At 61.0% G+C, this 22,655-nt stretch carries 27 protein-coding genes; 8 read left to right on the top strand and 19 right to left on the bottom strand.

Going from position 1 to position 22,655, the window contains the following annotated elements:
* Nucleotides 1–34: 34 nt before the first annotated feature.
* Nucleotides 35–1,933, bottom strand: coding sequence for a potassium transporter Kup (locus tag ACIPZH_RS19990; protein WP_400637503.1), 1,899 nt, complete (start codon nucleotides 1,931–1,933; stop codon nucleotides 35–37).
* Nucleotides 1,934–2,169: 236 nt separating this feature from the next.
* Here ACIPZH_RS19990 and rimO point away from each other — a divergent pair, with 236 nt between their 5' ends.
* The 5 genes from rimO to tsaA all read left to right on the top strand — a co-directional run bounded on the left by rimO (nucleotide 2,170) and on the right by tsaA (nucleotide 6,085).
* Complete coding sequence (rimO, locus tag ACIPZH_RS19995) at nucleotides 2,170–3,501, top strand: 30S ribosomal protein S12 methylthiotransferase RimO (protein ID WP_241805961.1); 1,332 nt, start codon at nucleotides 2,170–2,172, stop codon at nucleotides 3,499–3,501.
* An 85-nt stretch (nucleotides 3,502–3,586) separates the two neighbouring features.
* Complete coding sequence (locus tag ACIPZH_RS20000; RefSeq protein WP_400637504.1) at nucleotides 3,587–4,042, top strand: GNAT family N-acetyltransferase; 456 nt, start codon at nucleotides 3,587–3,589, stop codon at nucleotides 4,040–4,042.
* Between the two features lie 121 nt (nucleotides 4,043–4,163).
* Nucleotides 4,164–4,874, top strand: coding sequence for an rRNA pseudouridine synthase (locus ACIPZH_RS20005; RefSeq protein ID WP_241805959.1), 711 nt, complete (start codon nucleotides 4,164–4,166; stop codon nucleotides 4,872–4,874).
* A 47-nt stretch (nucleotides 4,875–4,921) separates the two neighbouring features.
* Nucleotides 4,922–5,383 (top strand): DUF1456 family protein, encoded by a 462-nt coding sequence (locus tag ACIPZH_RS20010; RefSeq protein WP_241805958.1) that lies wholly within the window; start codon nucleotides 4,922–4,924, stop codon nucleotides 5,381–5,383.
* A gap of 6 nt (nucleotides 5,384–5,389) precedes the next feature.
* Nucleotides 5,390–6,085 carry a tRNA (N6-threonylcarbamoyladenosine(37)-N6)-methyltransferase TrmO gene (gene tsaA, locus ACIPZH_RS20015; RefSeq protein ID WP_400637506.1) on the top strand — a complete coding sequence of 232 codons (696 nt, stop codon included), beginning with the start codon at nucleotides 5,390–5,392 and terminating at the stop codon, nucleotides 6,083–6,085.
* 195 nt (nucleotides 6,086–6,280) lie between these two features.
* On the opposite strand, the gene fpr is transcribed toward tsaA, so the two are convergent.
* A complete protein-coding gene (fpr, locus tag ACIPZH_RS20020) occupies nucleotides 6,281–7,060 on the bottom strand; it encodes a ferredoxin-NADP reductase (protein ID WP_012315841.1) in 780 nt (259 codons plus the stop codon).
* Between the two features lie 117 nt (nucleotides 7,061–7,177).
* Here fpr and finR point away from each other — a divergent pair, with 117 nt between their 5' ends.
* Complete coding sequence (gene finR, locus ACIPZH_RS20025) at nucleotides 7,178–8,104, top strand: LysR family transcriptional regulator FinR (protein WP_400637508.1); 927 nt, start codon at nucleotides 7,178–7,180, stop codon at nucleotides 8,102–8,104.
* Here finR and ACIPZH_RS20030 read toward each other — a convergent pair.
* From ACIPZH_RS20030 to ACIPZH_RS20040, 3 genes are all read right to left on the bottom strand, one after another.
* Nucleotides 8,101–8,463: a diacylglycerol kinase gene (locus tag ACIPZH_RS20030; RefSeq protein ID WP_008094698.1), complete on the bottom strand. Its 363-nt coding sequence runs from the start codon at nucleotides 8,461–8,463 to the stop codon at nucleotides 8,101–8,103. The genes finR and ACIPZH_RS20030 overlap by 4 nt on opposite strands.
* A 73-nt stretch (nucleotides 8,464–8,536) precedes the next feature.
* Nucleotides 8,537–9,187, bottom strand: a complete 651-nt coding sequence (erdR, locus tag ACIPZH_RS20035; protein ID WP_012315844.1) for a response regulator transcription factor ErdR — start codon at nucleotides 9,185–9,187, stop codon at nucleotides 8,537–8,539.
* A 178-nt stretch (nucleotides 9,188–9,365) separates the two neighbouring features.
* Nucleotides 9,366–10,076, bottom strand: a complete 711-nt coding sequence (locus tag ACIPZH_RS20040) for a tRNA-uridine aminocarboxypropyltransferase (protein ID WP_267818177.1) — start codon at nucleotides 10,074–10,076, stop codon at nucleotides 9,366–9,368.
* A gap of 222 nt (nucleotides 10,077–10,298) precedes the next feature.
* Here ACIPZH_RS20040 and ACIPZH_RS20045 point away from each other — a divergent pair, with 222 nt between their 5' ends.
* Nucleotides 10,299–10,718, top strand: a complete 420-nt coding sequence (locus ACIPZH_RS20045; protein ID WP_241805954.1) for a quorum-sensing-regulated virulence factor family protein — start codon at nucleotides 10,299–10,301, stop codon at nucleotides 10,716–10,718.
* Here ACIPZH_RS20045 and ACIPZH_RS20050 read toward each other — a convergent pair whose 3' ends face one another.
* Complete coding sequence (locus ACIPZH_RS20050) at nucleotides 10,719–10,922, bottom strand: hypothetical protein (RefSeq protein ID WP_400629422.1); 204 nt, start codon at nucleotides 10,920–10,922, stop codon at nucleotides 10,719–10,721. It abuts the gene before it with no gap.
* A 301-nt stretch (nucleotides 10,923–11,223) separates the two neighbouring features.
* Here ACIPZH_RS20050 and ACIPZH_RS20055 point away from each other — a divergent pair, with 301 nt between their 5' ends.
* Nucleotides 11,224–12,342 carry an LOG family protein gene (locus ACIPZH_RS20055; RefSeq protein WP_400637510.1) on the top strand — a complete coding sequence of 373 codons (1,119 nt, stop codon included), beginning with the start codon at nucleotides 11,224–11,226 and terminating at the stop codon, nucleotides 12,340–12,342.
* Nucleotides 12,343–12,371: 29 nt separating this feature from the next.
* Here the strand turns inward: ACIPZH_RS20055 and recX are convergent, their stop codons facing one another.
* The 13 genes from recX to ACIPZH_RS20120 form a co-directional block, all read right to left on the bottom strand.
* Nucleotides 12,372–12,842: a recombination regulator RecX gene (gene recX, locus ACIPZH_RS20060; RefSeq protein WP_241805951.1), complete on the bottom strand. Its 471-nt coding sequence runs from the start codon at nucleotides 12,840–12,842 to the stop codon at nucleotides 12,372–12,374.
* 18 nt (nucleotides 12,843–12,860) lie between these two features.
* Nucleotides 12,861–13,928, bottom strand: coding sequence for a recombinase RecA (recA, locus tag ACIPZH_RS20065; protein WP_241805950.1), 1,068 nt, complete (start codon nucleotides 13,926–13,928; stop codon nucleotides 12,861–12,863).
* A 103-nt stretch (nucleotides 13,929–14,031) separates the two neighbouring features.
* Entirely contained in the window at nucleotides 14,032–14,514 is a 483-nt protein-coding gene (locus ACIPZH_RS20070; RefSeq protein WP_400637512.1) for a CinA family protein, read from the bottom strand.
* 83 nt (nucleotides 14,515–14,597) lie between these two features.
* Complete coding sequence (locus tag ACIPZH_RS20075) at nucleotides 14,598–15,074, bottom strand: lysis system i-spanin subunit Rz (protein ID WP_241805948.1); 477 nt, start codon at nucleotides 15,072–15,074, stop codon at nucleotides 14,598–14,600.
* Nucleotides 15,071–15,619, bottom strand: coding sequence for a glycoside hydrolase family 19 protein (locus ACIPZH_RS20080; protein WP_241805947.1), 549 nt, complete (start codon nucleotides 15,617–15,619; stop codon nucleotides 15,071–15,073). The genes ACIPZH_RS20075 and ACIPZH_RS20080 overlap by 4 nt, the downstream gene beginning before the upstream one ends.
* A gap of 27 nt (nucleotides 15,620–15,646) precedes the next feature.
* Nucleotides 15,647–16,681: a phage late control D family protein gene (locus ACIPZH_RS20085; RefSeq protein ID WP_400637514.1), complete on the bottom strand. Its 1,035-nt coding sequence runs from the start codon at nucleotides 16,679–16,681 to the stop codon at nucleotides 15,647–15,649.
* A gap of 4 nt (nucleotides 16,682–16,685) precedes the next feature.
* Nucleotides 16,686–16,892 (bottom strand): tail protein X, encoded by a 207-nt coding sequence (locus ACIPZH_RS20090; RefSeq protein ID WP_400637515.1) that lies wholly within the window; start codon nucleotides 16,890–16,892, stop codon nucleotides 16,686–16,688.
* Complete coding sequence (locus ACIPZH_RS20095; RefSeq protein ID WP_241805944.1) at nucleotides 16,867–17,712, bottom strand: phage tail protein; 846 nt, start codon at nucleotides 17,710–17,712, stop codon at nucleotides 16,867–16,869. Before ACIPZH_RS20095 ends, ACIPZH_RS20090 begins: the two co-directional genes overlap by 26 nt.
* A gap of 9 nt (nucleotides 17,713–17,721) precedes the next feature.
* On the bottom strand, nucleotides 17,722–19,038 hold the full coding sequence (locus ACIPZH_RS20100; protein ID WP_400637517.1) for a hypothetical protein: 1,317 nt from the start codon (nucleotides 19,036–19,038) through the stop codon (nucleotides 17,722–17,724).
* 661 nt (nucleotides 19,039–19,699) lie between these two features.
* Nucleotides 19,700–20,002 (bottom strand): phage tail assembly protein, encoded by a 303-nt coding sequence (locus ACIPZH_RS20105; RefSeq protein ID WP_400637519.1) that lies wholly within the window; start codon nucleotides 20,000–20,002, stop codon nucleotides 19,700–19,702.
* 10 nt (nucleotides 20,003–20,012) lie between these two features.
* Nucleotides 20,013–20,522, bottom strand: a complete 510-nt coding sequence (locus tag ACIPZH_RS20110; protein ID WP_241805940.1) for a phage major tail tube protein — start codon at nucleotides 20,520–20,522, stop codon at nucleotides 20,013–20,015.
* 13 nt (nucleotides 20,523–20,535) lie between these two features.
* Nucleotides 20,536–21,702 (bottom strand): phage tail sheath subtilisin-like domain-containing protein, encoded by a 1,167-nt coding sequence (locus tag ACIPZH_RS20115; RefSeq protein ID WP_400637520.1) that lies wholly within the window; start codon nucleotides 21,700–21,702, stop codon nucleotides 20,536–20,538.
* 69 nt (nucleotides 21,703–21,771) lie between these two features.
* Complete coding sequence (locus ACIPZH_RS20120; RefSeq protein ID WP_400637521.1) at nucleotides 21,772–22,221, bottom strand: phage tail protein; 450 nt, start codon at nucleotides 22,219–22,221, stop codon at nucleotides 21,772–21,774.
* Between the last annotated feature and the right edge of the window lie 434 nt (nucleotides 22,222–22,655).

A 22,655-nucleotide genomic window follows, 5' to 3' on the forward strand; every position in this document is an offset into this window, starting at 1 on the left:
CCTGGCGAGGGCCGCATTGCGGCCCTCACTGGCGTCAGATCTCGACCTGTGTACCCAGCTCGATCACCCGGTTGAGCGGCAGGTTGAAGAAACGCAGGTTACCGTTGGCATTCTTGAGCAGGAACGCGAACAGGTTGCCCCGCCAGCGCGACATCCCCTCAAGACGCGACGCGATCACCGTTTCGCGGCTAAGGAAATAAGTCGTACGCATCGGGCTGAAATCCAAGCCGTCCAGGTGGCATAGCTTAAGGGCCGCCGGCACATCCGGCTCATCCATGAAACCGAAGTGCAACAGCACCCGGAAGAAGCCGTCGCCATAGGCCTCCACCTCAAATCGCTCCTGCTCGGGCACCCGCGGCCGGTCTTCACTCACCACCGTCAGCAGCACCACCTGGCTGTGCAGCACCTGGTTATGCAACATGTTGTGCAATAGCGCGTGCGGCACCGCATCCGGCCTCGCGGTGAGGAACACGGCAGTACCTTCGACACGGTGCGGTGGCTGTACGCGAATGCTGCTGATGAAAACCGGCAGCGGCAGCCCACCCTCATCGATTCGCTCGACCAGAATCTGCTTGCCGCGCTTCCAGGTGCTCATCAGCAGGAACAGCACACCCCCGGCCAGTAACGGGAAGGCGCCGCCCTGGACAATCTTCGGCACGTTGGCGGCGAAGAACAGCCCGTCTATCAGCAGGAAACCAATCAGAATCGGTACCGCCAGCACTGGCGGCCACTTCCACAACAACAGCATCACCGCCGACACCAGGATGGTGGTCATCAGCATCGTACCTGTCACCGCGACGCCATAAGCAGCCGCCAGCGCGCCGGATGAGCCAAAACCGATCACCAGCAGCACCACGCCCACCATCAGGGTCCAGTTGACCGCTGCGATGTAGATCTGCCCCTGCTCGTCGCTGGAGGTGTGCTGGATATGCATGCGCGGGATGTAACCCAACTGGATAGCCTGGCGTGTCAGGGAGAAAGCACCCGAGATCACCGCTTGCGAAGCGATTACCGTGGCCATGGTCGCCAGGCCCACCAGCGGCAGCAACGCCCAGGCCGGCGCCAGCAGGTAGAACGGGTTGCGCGCAGCATCAGGGTTTTGCAGCAATATCGCGCCCTGGCCAAAATAATTGAGCACCAATGCTGGCAGCACCAGGGCGAACCAGGCCCGGGCAATCGGCTTGCGCCCGAAATGGCCCATGTCGGCGTACAGCGCCTCGGCACCGGTCAAGGCCAGCACCACTGCACCGAGGATGGCCACGCCCATGCCCGGGTGCACGATGAAGAAATGCACCGCCCAGCCCGGGTTGAACGCCTTGAGCACCTCTGGGCTTTGCGAGATGCCATGCACCCCCAGCACCGCCAGCACCACGAACCAGGTGACCATGATCGGGCCGAAGAGCTTGCCGATCTTATCGGTGCCATGCTTTTGCACCAGGAACAGCCCCACCAGCACCACCAGCGAAAGCGGCACCACCCAATGGTCGATACCCTCGAATGCCAGGCCCATGCCCTCCACTGCCGACAGCACCGAAACCGCCGGGGTGATCATGCTGTCGCCGTAGAACAGCGAGGCGCCGATCAATCCGCAGATAACCATCAGCGTGCGCAGGCGTGGGTAGGCCGCCGTGGCCCGCCGCGCCAGCGCGGTCAGGGCCATGGTGCCGCCCTCCCCCTGGTTGTCGGCGCGCAGGATGAACATCACGTACTTGAACGACACCACCCACAGCAGCGACCAAAGGATCAGCGAGAGGATCCCCAGTACACCATCGTGACTGACCGGCACCCCGTAACCGCCGGTGAAAACTTCCTTGAGGGTATACAACGGGCTGGTTCCGATATCGCCGTAGACCACCCCAACAGCTGCCACCAACAGGCTCAGCGACCGCGTCGTCCCCTGACCGCCCTCGGCGTGACTGCTTGCCTGAACCATCGACCACTCCCGCAAACGGCCATCTAGACCCGTAGAATTCTGCCCCACGCCTGGGGATCGCACATACCCCGGCGCAACGGGGCGAAGCATAGCGCAGCGTTCGTCGCATTTGTGCTGGTCAAGCGACCTTGCGCTCGCTAGAATTGCGCACTTTTTGATCAGAGGCGCCCAAAAGCGCCCGTCAGGGTCGCCGCCGTTTCCGGCCGGGCGGCCTGTATTCAATACCGAGGTTAGTCATGTCCACCACTCCCGCCACCCCCAAGGTAGGGTTCGTCAGCCTGGGTTGCCCAAAAGCCCTGGTTGATTCCGAGCGCATTCTGACCCAGCTGCGTATGGAAGGTTATGAAGTCGTGCCCACCTACGAGGATGCCGACGTGGTGGTGGTCAACACCTGCGGCTTCATCGACAGTGCCAAGGCCGAGTCGCTGGAAGTGATCGGCGAAGCGATCAAGGAAAACGGCAAGGTCATCGTCACCGGCTGCATGGGTGTCGAGGAAGGCAGCATCCGTGACGTGCATCCCAGCGTGCTGTCGGTCACAGGCCCCCAGCAGTACGAGCAGGTAGTCAACGCCGTGCACGAAGTGGTACCACCACGCCAGGACCACAACCCGCTGATCGACCTGGTGCCACCGCAGGGCGTCAAGCTGACCCCGCGCCACTACGCCTACCTGAAGATCTCCGAAGGCTGCAACCATAGCTGCAGCTTCTGCATCATCCCGTCGATGCGCGGCAAGCTGGTCAGCCGCCCGGTCGGCGAGGTGCTGAGCGAAGCCGAACGCCTGGTCAAGGCCGGCGTCAAGGAGATCCTGGTGATCTCCCAGGACACCAGCGCCTACGGCGTCGACGTCAAGTACAAGACCGATTTCTGGAACGGTCGGCCAGTCAAGACCCGCATGCTTGAGCTGTGCGAAGCGCTGAGCAGCCTGGGCGCTTGGGTGCGGCTGCACTACGTCTATCCGTACCCGAACGTCGACGACGTGATCCCGCTGATGGCCGCCGGCAAGATCCTGCCGTATCTGGACATCCCGTTCCAGCACGCCAGCCCGAAAGTGCTCAAGTCGATGAAGCGTCCTGCCTTCGAAGACCGCACCCTGGCGCGCATCAAGCGCTGGCGCGAGCAGTGCCCGGAACTGGTGATTCGCTCGACCTTCATCGTCGGCTTCCCGGGCGAAACCGAAGAAGACTTCCAGTACCTGCTGGACTGGCTGACCGAAGCTCAGCTCGACCGTGTCGGCTGCTTCCAGTACTCACCAGTCGAGGGTGCGCCTGCCAACGACCTGGGCCTGGAAGAGGTGCCGGATGACGTCAAGCAGGCGCGCTGGGATCGCTTCATGGCTCACCAGCAGGCTATCAGCAGCGCACGCCTGCAACTGCGTATCGGCAAGGAAATCGAAGTGCTGATCGACGAAGTCGAAGAGCAAGGCTCGGTTGGCCGCAGCTTCTTCGATGCACCTGAGATCGATGGCAGCGTATTCATCGATGGCGACCATGGCTTCAAACCGGGCGACAAGGTCCGTTGCCGGGTGGTCGATGCCGACGAGTACGACATGTGGGCAGAGCCAGTCTGAGGCCGCGCCTGTAGAAGAAGCCCCGCCCCACTGGCGGGGCTTTTTGCATCTATGGTTTCCTCATTGGCCACCGAGGAACACCGGCATGCATTCGGCATTGACGCTGCAAACGCCCCACCTGTCTGATTACCCGGAACTGGTTCAGGTCTGGGAAAGCTCGGTGCGCGCAACCCATGATTTTCTGCCAGACGCTTACATCCTGCTGCTGCGCGATCATGTGCTACGCAAGTACCTGGATGCCGTGATGCTGGTCTGCTGCAAGGACCGCCAGCGCATCTGCGGTTTTGCCGGTGTCGCCAATGGACGTGTGGACATGCTGTTCGTGGCACCGGAATACCGCGGCCGAGGCGTGGGCAAGCGCTTGCTCCGTTATGCCATCAGCGAACTGAACGCTCAGTACCTGGACGTCAACGAACAGAACCCCCAAGCCTTGGGCTTCTACCAGCACGAGGGCTTCGAAGTGATCGGGCGCTCGGAAACGGATGGCCTGGGGCAGCCCTATCCATTGCTTCATATGAAGCTTATTCGTACAGCGTCCTAAGACTTTGTCGCAGGATGCCGTGCAATACTTCCCAATTGACGGATTTGGCACAGATTCCCGTCATCAGCCCCGCATGGACAGGTACAATGCAAGACTTTCCCTGCCTTGCGAATTGCCCGCCATGTCCGAACCCGTCCGCCTGTCCAAACGCCTCATCGAGCAGCTCGGTTGCTCACGCCGGGAGGCAGAGCTGTACATCGAAGGAGGCTGGGTCACGGTCGATGGCGTGGTAGTCGAGCAGCCTCAGTTCAAGGTTGACCAGCAAGCGGTCGAGCTGTTGCCGGGCGCCAATGCCGAGGCGCTTGACCCGGTTACCCTGCTGCTCAACCAGCCTGCCGGTGTCGATATCGATACGGCCCGCGCCAGCATCAACATGGCCAGCCTCAGCGAAGCGCATCGCGAAGGCGTGCGGCCGCTGCACGGGCACTTCACCCGGCTGACCTGTTCGGCCCCCCTGGAGCGCGGAGCCAGTGGCCTGCAGGTGTTCACCCAGGATTGGCGGGTTACCCGCAAGATCGAAGCCGACCTGCGTCGCCTGGAACAGGAATACATCATCGAAGTGCGCGGCGAGACTACGCCACAGGCGCTGGAGCGCCTGGCGCGCGGCGCGACGCGCAATGATCGGGAACTGCCCAAGGCCAAGGCCAGCTGGCAGAACGAGACCCACCTGCGTCTGGCCCTGAAAAATCCACAGCCTGGGCAAATCTCCGAGATCTGCGCCTACCTGCGCCTGGAAATCCTCAGCATGCGTCGTATTCGCCTGGGTGGTGTCTCCATGGGCAAGCTGCCAGTGGGCAACTGGCGCTACCTGGCCGGCACTGAACGTTTCTAAGCAATGCGCCACGCCCTGGCGTGGCATTTGAACAGGATTTTGCAGCAATGAACCACAACGATGTCCTGCGCAGCCTGCGCTACATGCTCAAGGTGAACGACGCCAAGATGGCCGAGATCATCGCGCTCTCGGGCCTGGAGGTTAATCCGCTGGTGCTCGCCACCTACCTGAAGAAAGAGGACGAGGCCGGGTTTGTGCGCTGCCCCGAACGGGTCATGGCGCACTTTCTCGACGGGTTGGTCTTCTACCGTCGCGGCAAGGACGACAGCCGTCCGCCACAGCCCGTTGAGCTGCCGGTGACCAACAACACCATCCTCAAGAAGCTGCGCGTAGCCTTCGAGCTCAAGGAAGACGACCTGCATGCGATCCTCAAGTCGGTCAACTTCCCGGTTTCCAAGCCCGAACTCAGCGCACTGTTCCGCAAGGTGGGCCATGACAACTATCGGCCTTGCGGCGACCAGTTGCTGCGCAACTTCCTCAAGGGCCTGACCCTGCGCGTACGCGGCTGACTCGCGATGCACCATACGGTTTCGCCTGTTGGCATCGTGCGCTCCTGCTTCAAGGAGAAATTCGCCATCCCACGGCAGCCACAGCTGGCGCCGGCTGCACGTGGGATACTTGAGTTGCTGCCACCGTTCGACCAAGGCGAGGCCGTGGCGGGCCTGGAGCAGGTCAGCCATGTGTGGCTGTTGTTCCTGTTCCATCAGGCCCTGGAAGACAAGCCACGCCTCAAGGTGCGGCCACCCCGCTTGGGCGGCAACAAGAGCATGGGCGTGTTCGCCACGCGAGCGACCCACCGGCCCAATGGCATCGGCCAGTCGGTGGTACGCCTGGAGGGGGTGGAACCGGGGCGGCTGCTACTGTCCGGCATCGATCTGCTCGATGGCACGCCGGTGCTGGACATCAAACCGTATGTTCCCTATGCCGACAGCATCGCCGGGGCGAGCAACCTGATGGCCAGCGATGCGCCTGCCGCGATCGCCGTGCAATGGGGCGATAGTGCCCTGCCCCAGGCCCGCGAACACGCCCTGCGCCTGGGCGAGCCACTGGTGGAGCTGATCGAGCAGTGCCTGGCACAGGACCCTCGACCGGCCTATCAGGTGCCAGTACCGGAGCGGGTGTATGGGGTGAAGTTCTGGGATGTGCAGGTTAGGTGGCACTACCCGGAGCCAGATGTGATTCGGGTGCTTGAGGTCGTTGGGGAAAACTGAAGGCACTGGCAGCCTCAGGCGCACAGGCTTAATGGCCTTGTCAGGGCTGCTGCGCAGCCCATCGCCGGCAAGCCGGCCCCCACAGGGACCGCGCAATCATTGAAGCCTGCGCTGTGCCTGTGGGGGCCGGCTTGCCGGGGATGCGCCGTAAAGCGCTTGGCTGACTGGCATCAGGCCAAGCTTGCTACCGGTCGATTACTTCTCGACGAAGGCACGTTCGATCAGATAGTCACCCGGCTCACGCATGCGCGGGGAGATCTTCAGGCCGAAGCTGTCGAGGACTTCGCTGGTCTCGTCGAGCATGCTCGGGCTACCACAGATCATCGCGCGGTCGTCCTGCGGGTTGATCGGTGGCAGGCCAATGTCGCTGAACAGCTTGCCGCTGCGCATCAGGTCGGTCAGACGGCCCTGGTTCTCGAACGGCTCGCGGGTCACGGTCGGGTAGTAGATCAGCTTGTCACGCACCGCTTCACCGAAGAACTCGTTCTGCGGCAGGTGTTCGGTGATGAACTCGCGATAGGCCACTTCATTCACGTAACGCACACCGTGCACCAGGATCACTTTCTCGAAGCGCTCGTAGGTTTCCGGGTCCTGAATGACGCTCATGAACGGCGCCAGGCCAGTGCCGGTGCTCAGCAGGTACAGATGCTTGCCCGGGTTGAGGTCGTCGAGGACCAGCGTGCCGGTAGGCTTCTTGCTGATGATGATCTCGTCGCCTTCCTTCAGGTGCTGCAGCTGGGAGGTCAGCGGACCGTCCGGCACCTTGATGCTGAAAAATTCCAGATGCTCTTCCCAGTTGGGCGAGGCGATGGAGTAGGCGCGCATGAGCGGACGGCCGCTGTCCTGCTGCAGGCCGATCATCACGAACTGACCGTTCTCGAAGCGCAGGCCCGGGTCGCGGGTGCACTTGAAGCTGAACAGAGTGTCGTTCCAGTGATGCACACTGAGGACACGTTCGTGGTTCATGTTGCTCATCGATGGGGCTCCTGAAGAAAACGCAGCGCGCAAAGCGCACAGTTGCGCGATAGTTTAGGGGCAGCGACAATATCTGTTAACTGAATTATCAAGATATGTGTTATCGGTTATATAGATATGCGATTCACACTTCGTCAGCTACAGGTATTCGTCGCCGTGGCCCAGCATCAGAGCGTCTCTCGAGCCGCCAGCGTGCTGGCCCTGTCGCAGTCGGCTGCCAGCACGTCCATCACTGAACTGGAGCGGCAATCGAGCTGCCAGTTGTTCGACCGTGCAGGTAAACGCTTGGCCCTCAATGCCTTGGGCCATCAGTTGCTGCCGCAAGCGGTTGCGCTGCTCGACCAGGCCAAGGAGATCGAAGACCTGCTCAACGGCAAGTCCGGTTTTGGCTCACTGGCAGTCGGCGCCACACTGACCATTGGCAACTACCTGGCCACCTTGCTGATCGGCAGCTTCATGCAGGTGCACCCGGAAAGCCAGGTCAAACTGCACGTGCAGAACACAGCCCATATCGTGCACCAGGTTGCACAATACGAAATTGATCTGGGTCTGATCGAAGGCGACTGCAGCCATCCAGACTTGGAGGTGCAGCCTTGGGTGGAGGACGAACTGGTGGTGTTCTGCGCGCCGCAACACCGGCTGGCCGAGGTGGGCCACGCAGATATCGAAAGCCTGTCCCAGGAAGCCTGGATCCTGCGTGAGCAGGGTTCTGGGACACGACTGACGTTCGACCAGGCCATGCGCCATCATCGCGCCAACCTGAACATCCGCCTGGAGCTGGAGCACACCGAAGCGATCAAGCGCGCCGTGGAATCAGGCCTGGGCATTGGCTGCATATCGCGCCTGGCACTGCGTGATGCCTTCCGGCGTGGCAGCCTGGTGCCGGTTGAAACCCCGGAGCTGGACCTGATGCGCCAGTTCTATTTCATCTGGCACAAGCAAAAATACCAGACCTCGGCCATGCGCGAGTTTCTTGAGTTGTGCCGTAATTTCACCGCAGGCGTTACCCGCAGTGACGAAATTGTTCTGCCGCCGATCGCTTAGAGCAGAATAACGCCCCAGACCAACGCCACCATCGTCAACGCTACGAGTTGCGCAGCACTGCCCATGTCCTTGGCGTTTTTCGAAAGCGGGTGGCGCTCCAGCGAAATACGGTCAATGGCCGCCTCTACCGCCGAGTTGAACAGTTCGACGATCAGCCCGAGGAGGCACACCGCAATCATGATGGCCCGCTCTGCGCGGCTTACCGGCAGCCAAAAGGCAATCGGGATCAGCAGCACATTGAGCAGTACCAGTTGACGGAAAGCTGCCTCGCCTTTGAAGGCGGCGCGCAGGCCGTCCAGCGAATAGCCGGCGGCATTGAAGATACGTTTGAGGCCGGTCTGGCCTTTGAATGGCGACATGTGCGTCACTTCACCGATGAAAGGCCAGCAGACTAGTCCAAAACGAGTCAAAAAAGCGTGAAGCTGCAAGGAGTTAGCTGCTTGCAACCGATTCAAGTTGTTGCAGTAGCAAGGCCGCCTGGGTTCGCGTGCGCACGCCCAGCTTGCGGAAGATCGCTGTCACATGAGCCTTGATGGTCGCTTCCGACACATTCAGCTCGTAGGCGATCTGTTTGTTAAGCAAGCCTTCACAGACCATGGTCAGCACGCGAAACTGCTGTGGCGTAAGGCTGGCCAGGCCTTCGCTGGCGGCTTTGGCCTCGGCCGAAACATCGACCCTTTCGAATGCCTGAGGCGGCCACCAAACGTCGCCATCGAGCACCTTTCTCACTGCATCCTGAATCACTTCCAGCCCACTGGACTTTGGAATGAAGCCACTGGCCCCGAACTCACGGGACTTGACTACCACGGCAGCCTCTTCCTGAGCCGAGACCATCACCACCGGGATCTGAGGGTACTGGCCACGGAGCAGGACCAGCCCGGAGAAACCATAGGCACCCGGCATGTTCAGGTCCAGCAGGACCAGATCCCAGTCGGCTTTTTCGCTCAGTCGGCTTTCCAGCTCGGCGATGCTCGCCACCTCGACCAGGCGCACATCCGCACCCAGGCCGAGGGTGACGGCCTGGCGCAGAGCGCTACGAAACAGTGGGTGGTCATCGGCAATCAGGATTTCGTACATGGCCATCGATCTAAGGATCCTGTTCTGTGCCAGGCGCAGCGGCGGAATGATAGCGCCCGGCGGGGAATCGGCGCCAAGGTGCCGAGCACAACCGGGCGGGTCAAACCACTCGCCCCGCCGCCTCGCTTCATCCTGGCCGCCAGCCCCGTCATTATGAACCAAAGTGGGGCTCGTGCCCCTTGGACTATAGGAAGGTATGCAAACGCTGGTGGGTAGCGTCCTGCTCATCCAGTGGCAGACGACGCTTGCCACTGAGGTAGTGCAGGCTGAACACATCCAGGTACGCATCCAGGGCTTGGGAAGCCTGGTGGTCACCCGCAAGGTCCAAGCACATGGCAGCCACTTCCGCAGTGCAGAAATGATCGTCGCGCTTGGAGCGGCGCAAGCGATAGCGCGACATCTGCTCAGCTTGCAGGCTGAGCACCGGGAAGCGGTCAAGATAAGGGCTCTTGCGGAACATTTTGCGGGCTTCGGTCCAGGTAGCGTCCAGCAGGATGAACAAAGGCCGCTTGCCCGGCACCCGAACTACTTCGCTGACCACCCGCTCCTGGGCGACGAATTCCCCCGGGAAGACGATATACGGCTGCCACTGGGGGTCTGCCAGCAGGGTCAACAATCGTTCGTCCACCGCCGTGCGCAACCAGCCGAAGGCAGAGGTCTCTTCGATGACGTCGGCGATCAGCCAGCCGGTGTTGGTGGGCTTCAGTGGCTCGGTATCATGCATCAACAGGCATACACCCGAGTCGGCCTGCACCTTTGGCTTCCAGGCACATAGACAATGGGTGGCGATAACCCGACAGTCAGGGCAACGTTCGGCACGTGAGCCACGAGCAATGAACGGCTTGATGCTACGGGCCAGCCGTTCGGCGCGCAGGCGCGCTACCGCATGGCTCATGCTGGCAAGCCTCGGAACAGGTTGTAACTGGACACTGCGATAACTCGATGAAAACAAAGCGCCATTCTATCAGAGCGGGCGTCATTTGCCGTGCAGCTGGACGGGCTGGTCCTTTATAATCGGCGTTTGGTGGCCGCGAGCCTACCCGCGATACTGCAGGTTTCATGGAACACCAGCCGTCTGCGCATGTCAAAGCGCCAGTCACCGAACCAGGAGAGATTCATGCTGCGTCTTATCGTCCCGACCCTGAGCCTGTTGCTCACCCTGCCACTGGCAGCCCAGGCGGCCTCCAAGCAGGAGTTCGAGCTGAACAAGCTGCTGGAAAAGGTCGCCAAGCAAAGCAGCGTCGGCACCCCAAGGGCCATCAACGAAGATATCCTCGACCAGGGCTATACCGTTGAAGGCAGAGCACTGGTCAATCACCTGAGCGTACGCGCCGAGCACGCCGCACGCATGCAGGAAAAACCCGCCGAGGTGCGTAGCCAATTGGGTGACAGCGTCTGCCGCAATAGCGGCTACCGCAACCTGATGTCCAAAGGCGCCGTGATGGTCTATCGCTTCACCGTCTACAAGACCAACGAACCTGTCATGGACCAGGCCTTCGACGCTGCCAGCTGCACTGCCGGCAACAAGAAGAAGTAATCAACTGACCCGCTCATCCTCCGCGCGCTGCGGCTCTTCGTCGGCGCGCATCTCTGCCAAAAGCGCCTGCAGATAGGGTGATTGGCATTCCAACGCAGCCAACCGCCGCAAGCACTCCGCTTCCAGGCTCACATGATGGGCCTGGGCCGCATGTTCCAGCTGCTGATACAGCTGCCGGTCTACCTCGATGACCAAGCGATGCATACCGCCACCTCCTGCATCGACACGTTTCGCTTCTCCAGTTAACCAAACCCTTGCCATCAATGGCCGCGTGCCGACGAGTGGCCGCAGCGATAGTGCCTGCACGAAGTGGCGCAAGGGTCTAGATTGATAGCGAAGCGCACAAAAACGACAAGATGAATGACGCACTGCATCAGGGCCTTGAAGGCCTACTGCAATGCTCGGGACGCACACTCGAGCCAGAGCAGCCAGCGACGCACGTAGTGTCGCGGCCGAGCCCAGCCATCAGCTCGGTCAGAGGTTTTGCTGCAGAAGGAGACGTTGAATGCCTTACCAACCCAATGAGTATCTGTTCAATCACTTCAGGGACAGTGGTATCGACCTGAGCAAGCTAGACGAACAACTGCAACTGGTCGCACCGGACAGCCCCAACCTGCCACTGTACCGGGACATGATGCTGACCATCTTGCGCATGGCCCACGACGACAGCGATCGCTGGAGTGCCAAGATCACCTTGCAGGCCCTTCGCGAACTGGACCACTCCTTCCGCAGCCTGCAACGCTACAAGGGCCGGCGCAAGGTCACGGTTTTTGGCTCGGCGCGCACACCGCTGGAACACCCGATGTATGCCTTGGCCCGCGAACTGGGCGCCACACTGGCCCGCTCCGACCTGATGGTCATTACCGGCGCAGGTGGCGGCATCATGGCCGCTGCGCATGAAGGCGCGGGTAGCGACCACAGCCTGGGTTTCAACATCACCCTCCCTTTCGAACAACACGCCAACCCTACAGTGGACGGCACTGACAAGCTGCTGCCCTTCCACTTTTTCTTCATTCGCAAGCTGTTCTTCGTCAAGGAAGCGGACGCCCTGGTCCTTTGCCCCGGAGGTTTCGGCACGCTCGACGAAGCACTGGAAGTACTGACACTGATTCAGACTGGCAAAAGCCCACTGGTACCGGTGGTGCTGCTGGACTCACCAGGTGGCAGCTTCTGGCAAGACTGCCTGGACTTCATCAGCAGGCAACTGGAAGAAAACCGCTACATCCTACCCAGTGACCTCAAGCTGCTACGCCTGGTGCACAGTGCCGACGAGGCAGTGGAGGAGATCAACCAGTTCTACAGCAACTACCACTCCAGCCGCTGGCTGAAGAACCAGTTCGTGATCCGCATGCATCATCGGCTCAGCGACGCAGCACTGAATGAAATTCAGGAAGCCTTCGCCGATTTACGGCTCAGCGGTAAGTACTACCAACATGCCGACAGTGGCGCTGAACATGAAGTAGGCAGCTACAGCCATCTGACCCGCCTGACCTTTGCCTTCAACGGCCGTAATCAAGGGCGCCTGCGTGAGCTGGTGGATTTCATCAATCTGTCGGAGAACTGGGCCAAGCCCCAGCCGATGCATACTACACAGCGGGCAAGGGAGGCGCTGAAGGTCAGCTGAGTACGCCTGCCTGCGATGTGGCTGTTAGATCAATAGTCGTCCAAGTCACGGCCGCTGAGCAGGCGGCCGATCATGTCCATGGGAAACCCACGGTAAGCGAGAAATCGGGTCTGCTGGGCACGGCTGCGGGGGTCCTGCGGACGTTGACCGGCATATTTGCGCTGCCAGGCATCCTGTAACCGCTCTGCCCAGTTCACACCACAGTCACGCAGTGCCTGGTCGACATCGCCACGGTTCAGGCCACGCTGGCCGAGTTCCTCGCGAATACGCGCTGGACCATAGCCGGCATTGGAACGGTACCTGATGAAGCTTTCGAGGTAGCGAGCCTCGCTGAGCAGCCCTTCTTCGGCGAGCCGATCGAGCGCTGGCTCGATCAACTCATCCGTAGCGCCGCGCTGACGCAGTTTACGCGTCAGCTCGACGCGACCATGCTCGCGGCGCGCAAGCAGGTCCATGGCTGTCCGCCGAACGGCGACGGGGGTGTCGAGTACGACGGACATGATCAGGCCAAGCAGCTATCAATAACCGGCGTCGGCATCAGCCACGTCGTCGGCGTTGGCATCGGCTGCAGCAGCCTTGCCCGCTTCGGCAACGACACCCGCCTTGAGCAGCTTCTCACGAATCTGCTTCTCGATCTCGGCGCCAATGGCCGGGTTCTCTTGCAGGTACTTGGCCGCGTTAGCCTTGCCTTGGCCGATCTTGTTGCCTTGGTAGGCATACCAGGCACCCGACTTCTCGACCAACCCTTGGGAAACACCCAGGTCGATGATTTCGCCGTTACGGTAGATACCCTTGCCGTAAAGAATCTGGAATTCAGCCTGACGGAACGGCGGCGAGACCTTGTTCTTGACGATCTTGACGCGAGTTTCGCTGCCGACGACTTCGTCGCCTTCCTTGACTGCACCAGTACGGCGGATGTCCAGGCGCACCGAGGCGTAGAACTTCAGGGCATTACCACCGGTGGTGGTTTCGGGGCTACCGAACATCACACCGATCTTCATACGGATCTGGTTGATGAAGATGACCAGGCAGTTGGCATTCTTGATATTACCGGTGATCTTGCGCAGCGCCTGGGACATCAGACGGGCCTGGAGGCCAACGTGCATGTCACCCATCTCGCCTTCGATTTCCGCTTTGGGCACCAGGGCGGCCACGGAGTCGACGATGATTACGTCAACGGCGTTGGAACGCACCAGCATGTCGGTGATTTCCAGCGCCTGCTCACCGGTATCCGGCTGCGAAACCAGCAGGTCGTCGACGTTTACGCCCAGCTTGCCGGCGTACTCAGGGTCCAGCGCGTGCTCGGCGTCGACGAAGGCGCAGGTGGCGCCGCTTTTCTGGGCTTCGGCGATGACCGACAGGGTGAGCGTGGTTTTACCCGAAGACTCCGGGCCATAAATCTCGACGATACGGCCTTTTGGCAGGCCGCCGATGCCCAGGGCGATGTCCAGGCCCAGGGAGCCGGTGGAGATGGCCGGAATGCCGGTGCGCTCGTGATCGCCCATGCGCATGACTGCGCCCTTGCCGAATTGGCGTTCGATCTGACCCAGGGCCGCAGCCAAGGCGCGCTTCTTGTTGTCGTCCATTGAAATCCTCACGTGTTCGACTTGGCCCTGATGGCCGCAATACCTGTATAAGTAGCCAGTATTATTCCACAGGGAAGCGCTTGAGCAAACCCCTGTCGTCGATTTACTCGGCACCAAGCTGTAACAAGCCGTCTAACGCGGCGATCACCGTCTGTCGGCGCACTGCTTCACGGTCGCCGTAGAAGTGGCGACGCTCGCTGATCACATGACTGCCGTCGGCCCATGCCAGCCACACGGTACCAACGGGTTTGGCCGGCGAGCCACCATCGGGCCCGGCCACACCACTCACCGCCACGGCGAAACGCGCACCGCTGGCCGCTTGGGCGCCGCGCACCATGGCTTCGACCACTTCCTGACTGACTGCACCTACTTGGGCGAACAAATGTTCAGGGACCCCAAGCTGGCGGGTCTTCTGAGCGTTGGAGTAGGTGACATAGCCAGCCTCGAACCAGGCGGAGCTGCCAGGTACGCGGGTGATAGCTTCGGCGATGCCACCGCCGGTGCAGGATTCGGCGGTGGTGACTTGGGCGCTGAAACGGCGCAGGTGCTCGCCCAGCCGGGCGGAGAGAACGGTAATCGGGTCCATGTGCAGTTCCTGGAAGAGGCAGAGCCACACCCTAGCATTTGAGGTGGGTGATCGGGATAGTCGTTGCTGCTTCATACCTCCGCTCAGCGCAGCAATCCCCGCACATAATCCTGGCAAGCCCGCAACGCCATCAATCCTCGGTCGCCTTCATCGGTGATGGCGATAATTCGTGCAGCATGCGCCGGCTCAAGTCGGGCGCGTACGGATGCATGATCCACGCCGCCGGCGCCGGCGGCGGCAGGCACTGCGGAACAAGCGGCGTCGCGCTCGACCAAGGCTGACAACCGTACATCGGCAGTAGCCAGGCGATCACGCAGGCGAGCCTGGGACTGTTGCGCATTGGTCAACTCCTGGTAATGACGGGTTTCACTCTCATGCAACTGCCGCTCCAGGCGCTGGTTTTGCTCGCGCACCTCAAGCACCCTGGTCGCCATCGCCTCGGCTTGGGCTTGCGCCTGCTGCGCCAACAGCCGGCCATAGCGCCAGTTCTGGGCCTGCCATACCAACGCTGTGTACAACAGGATCAAAAGTACGCTTAGCCCCAACCGCAGTCGGCTCAACACAGCACCTCACGTGCCCGCGCCCAGAGCTTCAAACGATCCTCCAGACCGTTCAACCCACCATTTATATGGCGCGTGATACGGTTGAACTCGCCCCGGTCCGCCAACCCATTCAACCCCCGGGAATGCCAGAACCACGCCGCGGACTCACACGCCCAGCGCGGCTGCTCCAGCAGTTGCGGCTGGGCTAGCAGGCGCTCGTCGTTGAACAATGCCCGACTACAGGCCTGGTAGTTGCTGCGACCGGTCACCTGGATCAGGCCCCGTCCACAATAAAACTGGCCGTCGCCGTCCTCCTGCGGTGTATTGCCCAGGCGCCGGGCCACGCTTCCCGTGTCGTAACGGGCCAGGTAGCTATTGCTGCCCAGCTCCTTCACATAACGTAACTGGCTTGACTCATGGCCGACCTGGGCGATGAACGCAGCCAACCGCTTGGGGTTGTCGATCTCCCAACGTGGCAGGGTGATGTTCAGGGCAGGAAGAAAAACACCGGCGACATAACGGGCGTTGGGCAAAATCTGTAGCAATTGCGCTTCTGTAAGCATATCTGACCTCCTTGCGTGGTTCATTCCTCAGGCCTTGGTCACTGCCTCAAGACGCGGGGCGGCGCCCTTGGCCTTCAACTTGCCTGCCTTGCCACCATTCCCCTGCACGGTTGTACGCCAGCCCGACAGGGTGAATACCTGCTCCACCGAGTCGATTTGATACTGCCCGTTCATACCGTCGACAAAGCCATGCAAATCGATGCTGCGCTCGGCAAACAGGTCGGTGCGTCCAGGCAGATCCAGGCGCACATTGGCGCTTTCGCGATTGAAACCGGCTAGCCGCGCCCTGGCCGCCTGTTCGGCTGCCGCACGGTTGGGGTAAAGGTGTCGGTCCGTATGCACCGGCCGCTGGGCGCCTGCAGCCTCGGCGTTGACCAGTTCGAGGATCTTCGATTCACCACTGGCAGTATCCTGATGGCGAGTACGCACAGCCTGGCGCCCCGCCTTGTCGTCCAGCCGCAAATGCCACTGGCTGACCTGGTCATGGGCAATGCCGACCACGTCCAGGGGCTTGCCACTGGCGCTGCGCCCCGCCTGGCGTGGCAGCACCAGCAACTGGCCGTTGGCCAGTTTGGCGGTGCAGTCATACTGGCGGGCCAGGCGGGTGATGAAGTTGAAATCCGATTCGTTGTACTGGTCGACACGCGGTACCTGAATAAGCACCGGGCAGATCGCCTGCCAGCCATTACGCGCTGCAACCTCGGCGACTATGCGTTGCAGCGTCACTGCCTCCCAACTGCCACTGCGCACGGTTCTGCCGCTGCCGCTCAAGTCACTTGCCTTACCGCGAATCAACAGGGTGTCCGGTGGCCCGGAGAGCTCCACCTCATCGACGGTGTAACGCCCCAACCGGGTCAGCGGTTGACCGGCGTAACCCATATGCACCTCAATCACCGCGCCACGGGCAGGCAACGCCACGGTGCCGTCTCGCGCATCGATGCGTAACTCGAAGTCGTCCGACTCCAACCCCGGCTTGTCAGTGGTGCGCAATAGCAACAGACGATCATTGATCAGCGAAGTAATGTCCTGGCCATCGGCCTGGATGCGAAATTGCGGTTGCATGGCCTCAGTCCCAGAGCTGTACGACGTTGGCCGGCGCCAGCGTCAAGGTTGGCAAGCGAATCGTCACCCCGCGGCGAAACGGCTGGGCCTCGTCTGCCAACCCCTGATTGGCTTGCAGCACCGCCTCCACGCTGCCATCCAGGTGCCCGTAATAGTGGTGGCAGAGGGTGTCGAGCACATCTCCTTCAGATGTTTTGCAAGTCTTGTCCATAACTCACGAACTCCAGTGAAAAGCCTTGTTTGCGAGGAATGCCACCGGCCAGAAAAGCGCCCTGCTCTTCTTCGATGCTGGTCATGCACCAAGTGCCGAGCACTTCGCCGTAGCCTGTGGTCAACGACAATGGCAAGAGCTGACGGCCGATGCTTCGCAGCGCCTGCAACTGCCCCACTCCCCCCTTGAAACCGGGGAAGATGGCGCCACGGATGCTGATGGTTTCTTCGCCCAGGCTGACCGCTTGCTGCGCGGTGGCACGTGCCAGGCGCTCCTGGGCAGCCCAGCGGAAACGGGTTTGCCGGCGCAACTGGTCGAAGGCGGCGGTATCGAGGTTGAAATAGTACGGTGGCGCGTTTGCCTTCAATGGCTGCAGCACCAGCAGATGCGCAAACGGTGTGATCGCCTCTGCCGCAGGAGTGGCCTGAGGTAGCAAACCAAAAGTCGACAGCACGCCGCTGGCCAGCGCCCGCACATCGCCAATCACGCGGCGGATTGCCGTACCCGCCTTGCCCAGATGCTCGGCGAAGGCATTGACGCGATCACGCACCTTGCGCACCACCTCCAAGGACTGGTTGTACTTGGCGATCACCATGTCAACACGCTGCTTGGCAGAGTCGATGGCGCGCATCGTACGTTGCAGGCGTTTGCCTATCTCCGGGCCGATCCATGGCAGAGCTTCGAGTTCAGCGGCTGCCTCCTTGGCATGGCCGACCGCCTGGGCCATCGGTTCGAGCATGGCGTCGGCACGTCGACGCCCCTCCTCGCCTGCCTTGACCAGCGCATGCAAGGCGCCTTGGAGCTGTTCCAGATAGATCATGAAATATCCTCACGCGTAGATGGGATCAGAAAGCTGCGTAGCCGCCTTGCGGCTGATCAGTTCCTGTAGCGTGCGTTGCACCATCGCCTCCAACCGTTGCAGGACGGCCGGATCGTCGAGGCAGCCGTTGATCGTTACCGGCATGTTGGCGTTGAAGGTGAAATGTTGAGCGATCGGCGGAGACTGTTTGGCCTGAGGGGGCAAGGGACCGTCAGGGCCTGGAAGTGCGGGCGCCGCCGGGGGTGCGCGCAAGGGGAATGGACGATCGCCTGCTGCTTCATTCAACGCCTCGGGTGAGGCAGGCCGGAGCAGCGACACTGGCGCCGGCCGCTGCGGCTGGACTGCCCTGGGCTGAGCCGCAGCGGGGTGTGCCAGCAGGTGCCTGGTGATCCGGGTACCGACCTGCTCATCAAGAAACGCCGTCTGAGGCGGGGGGGTGAGCGAATGCTTGGGCGTGTCCAGCAGCGACACCTGCGGCAAAGAGCGCTTAGCCACCCACTTTTGTCGCGCCAGTTCCGGCGTCGACATCAGGCGTTTGGCAGTTGCCGTACCTAACTGAAGGCCAAACAACTCATTGGTCGGAATTGGCGTGACGAGCGGCTTGGGCGAAGCCAGAAGAGAAACGGCTGGCAATGGAGTATTTGCAGGTGGATGGGGCTCGTCCTTGGACAGTTTCCGCGCGAGCCATCCGCCAAGCACGGTACCGGCCTTGTCACCGAGCTCCCCCCCAAGCGTGGTACCCACTGACGGGCTTACAAAAGGAAAGAGTCTTTTGAGCACCACTGCCCCTGCAACTGAACCGCCCAATCCTCCAATAGCACCGCCGTAGCCGGCCCAAGCCTCCTCTGCTGTCTTGGCAGTCGCGTAGGTGTGTCCTGCCTTCAGGGCCGCTTCCAGCAAAACACTCTTGCCTTCCTCCTTGAAGACTTCGCCAACTGTCTTCCAGGGCGGCGCACGTTTACCGATTTCTGTAGGAGAAGGGCCTGCATCTGCCCCGAGAGGATAAGGATCATTGGCTGCGGGGCTGCCTTTGCCCAACCAGCCCTTCAGCCTATTCCAGCTCATCGCTGAAGACCGTTTACCGGACTGATGAGCGCGCGCAATGGAGCCAATGCTCACACCAGTCAGCATGCCTTGCTCAAGTGAGCTCTGCGAGGTTTCAGCTTCCGCCGATGGGGCGGTCGTGGTGGGCGCAGCAACCTCTTCTAGTACCCCCTGTTCGGAGTGAGGAGCAACACGCTTACCAAGCGCCGCCCCCACTTTTTCGCCAAAAAAGCCTCCCACCACCTTGCCATATTCGGCATTTCTGCCGGCGTACTTGCTCAAGGCTGCACCAAGCACACTTCCTGCAAAGCCTCCAGTCGCACCTCCCAGCCCTTCACCCCATTCTTGAGCAGTCGAAGCAGTAGCGGCGGTGGAACCTACCTTCAGTAGCGCACTCAGCCTTCCGTCCCGAGCCGCCGCCTTTGCGGCGACCAATGTTTGTGAACCACGTCGCCGAGTGCCATGGCCCGGCTCAGTCGAAGGTGTAGCATCGGCGCCCAGGGGGTAATCATCATGTTCGACAAGTGGTGGTCGCCTCCTGGAGGCTTCACCTATCGAGAGCGGCCCGGCAACAGGGCTAGCCCGGCCTTTACTGTTCTGCTCCAAGGTATCTGCGCCCGCACCATCGACAACCTCGGCCATGGGCACGGAAGACGATTCGACGTCCTCGCTCACTGAAGCCCCTTGCCTCAGCGACTGCACAACGCGCCCAAGTATTCGGTTTTGATGGCTGAATACCTGCGCAAGGGTGATCCGGTCGTGCTCAGGGTCAGCGCGTGGCGGTTGCGACGCATCTGTTGCCGCTGAGTTGTTCGCCATGCTTTTCTCCTTTCACTCCGTGAGCCACCAGACCATGTCGCTGTACGACATGGTCATGATTTCGCTCGCTGGAAAGTTCAGCTCCTTGGCCAGCCGCCGGGCGGCGACCTTCTGCCGGGCCGGGTCAAAGTTCGTCGTCCTGCACCAGGCGAAAGTACCCCGCCTGCAGGCGGCTGTAGTCCTTGAGCGCAAGCCCCTCAAGGTCCTTGATGCCTACCTCTGCCAGCGATGCGAACAGGTTCAGTTCGCGCTGCTCCTCGTCAGCGGTCCCCCCGGTCTGGGCATTGCGGATATCACGTACGGTCGGTGCCCGGAGTGACAGGCTGTCGACCTGCACGCCATTGACCTCGCTGGCGCGGGAGAGGCGGACGGTGACGCGCTCGGCGCTCAGAGTCAGCCATTGCGGAGTTTTTTTTGCTAAAGCCATGATCACCTCCCTACAGGCCCAACGCAGCGCGCTGAGCGGCCAGTTGGTCGACGCCGTCGATCACACGCTTCATGCCCAGCACGTCGATCTCATAAACCAGGCGCCCATCGACTTCGAGCTTGTAGTAGGTCAGGCCGACACTGTGCTTGATCTCGGCCTTGTCGCCGGACTTCCAGTCGCCCATATCGATCTCCTTGAGCGAGCCACGCAGTGTGACCACCACCGGGGTAATCTTGCCCTTTAGGCCTTTGAAGGCTCCGCGGAACGTGCCATTGAAGCCGCTGCCATCGGCAAGGCCAAAGAACCTCAACGCCTCACGGCGTACGCCGGTCGTGGTGAAGGCGGCTTCCTGCTTCTCCATGCCAAGGTCCATCTCGACGGGCATGTCCATGCCACCAGGACGGTACTCTTCCATCTTCAGCGTGAGTTTGGGCAGGGTCAGGCTGGGAACATCGCCCTGGAAGCTGACACCGTCGACGAACAGGTTCAGGTTGGCCAGGGTTTCGGGAATCATTGCCATGTAAGAGCGCTCCTTAAGCGGCGGAATCGAGGACTTCGGTCAGCCACTGGTTAGTGACTTCAACGCGGAAATTGGGGTTTTCAGCAGGCGGCACGTCGGTGAAGCGGATGTTCCAGTACACCTTGCCCTGCTCCAGCTGGCTGGAGGTGTTCAGCTCCGGGTCAGCGAAGACCTCGAAGTTGATGATCGCGCCTTGGTTCTTCAGATCGCGCATGAAAGCCTGCAGACCTTCGGTGACGTCCTTGACGTAGGTCGCAGTAATGGAGCGGTCGACCGCCCACTTATGCCCGTAAAGGATTGCGTCCATGACGATATCCATGGTCCGCACACGGGTGACGAAGGCCCATTTCGGGTCGCTCGACAGGGTGCGATTGCCCCACAGGCGGAAGCCGTCGTCGCGGATGATGGTGGCGATGTTGGCGTTGTTCAGCAGGTTGGCTCGGCAGCTGTCATCGCCGTCGAGGAACTCCACCGGGCGCGTTGTACCGCTGATACCGACGAATTCCTTGTTCGATGGGGACGCCCAAAAGCCGTATTCACTGTCGGTCCAGGCAAACAAGCCGGCGCCCCAGGCCGACCCGGGCCCATTGACAGTGGCTTGCTCAACGTTGTCCCAGTACTGCACCCCTGGGTCGACCAAAAAGGCACGCTTGGCGCCGAAGTTCTTGGCGTAGTCGATGGCCGCCTCATCGGTGGTATTAGGGCCGTCGATGATGGCGATAGCGCGCAGCTTGTCGGCCAGGGCTACCAGTGCGGTCCCCACGGCCAGGGTCGCACTGTGGCGTGGCGCCACCAGCAACCGTGGCTGAGCGTTGAAACGGCTCTTGCCGTCGAGCAGCGCCTGCAGGCCGGTACGTTTCCCGTCAGCCTGCACGGTCCCGATGATCGCCGAAGTCTGCTCAGCGGGATCTTCGAGCTTGAGTACACCACAGGCGACGATGACCGCCTTCGCTCGGGAATATACGGCGCGGCAGGCCTGGGTAATGGCCGCGTTTTCACCGAAGGCGGCGACAGCTTCGCGTTCGCTGGTGATCAGTACGAGGTCGTTGGCCTTCGCCGTGGCATCAGCACTCTCGGTGAAGGTATCGACAAGGCCGATGATCGAGGAGGACGGCAAGGCGATAGTGCGCGCGCCTGTGTCGATGTTTGTTACGGTAACGCCATGAAAGAATCCAGCCATGTTTACTCCAGATGTGAAAAGGCCCCGCGGTGCAGGGCCATGTGGTACAGCGGAAAAGAAAACGCCCCTTCAGGCGGGGGCGTCATTGGTCAACTGAGCAATCCACTCAGGCGCCGGCGGGCGGCCTCGCATGGAGAGAGGAAACGCATCAGCCTGAGGCCAGTTGCGCAGGTCTTGCCGGTACTCCAGAAGTTCCGAAAACTGGGCAGTGTTCAGGGTAGTGGGGCCGCCGATATCACGTTCATCACGGTGACGCGCCACAATCCCGTCGGTAGCCAGCAATTGCATATCGCGCCAGCGGCGCTCAATCACCGCCAGTTCCTCCCCGGTTGGAAGCGGTGGGTCCTCCAGGAAAGGCTCGCTGTCCCCCCAGACAATCACCCTCCCTGCTCGCTCACCTTCGAGCAATTGATTTCGGTAGGCTTCTGTGATTTCCACGGCATCGACTGGGATGCTGCTGGCTGAATCAGAGCTGTAAAACCCTCGGGTACTTTTAGAGGCGAAGAATTGAACAGTCATAGATCAGTACCCGATGAAAATGGAGGTGTATCCAACGATGCCGGAGGGGACAATGATGCTTCCCCCACTCACTGTCCGGGCGATGACGTCTATACCGCTAGTACTTGCGTTCTGCCCGGTAACCCAGTGGCCTGCATTAGCGGTACCCAAGGAATAGGCGACAAGGCTTGTCGTGTACGTTTCGGGGAGGGTGATGCGGGCCGAGCCCTGAGCGGCAGCGATCTGGCCGTTACACCACTGCAAAATCAGCCCGCTAGGCAGCTTTTGATAGCCATTGCTGCCTTTAAGTACGCCGAATAAGCTCGTGTCATGAGTCAGCGAGGCGTTGCCAGCTATGAACCATATGGCACCTGCAGAAATCAGGGTGATATTGCTGTTGCGACCAACTTCCACCCACGACTCAGTGGTCTTTGCGGTATTGACATAAATTACGT

The organism is Pseudomonas sp. NPDC089758, from assembly GCF_044748705.1.
Lineage (GTDB): Bacteria > Pseudomonadota > Gammaproteobacteria > Pseudomonadales > Pseudomonadaceae > Aquipseudomonas > Aquipseudomonas putida_X.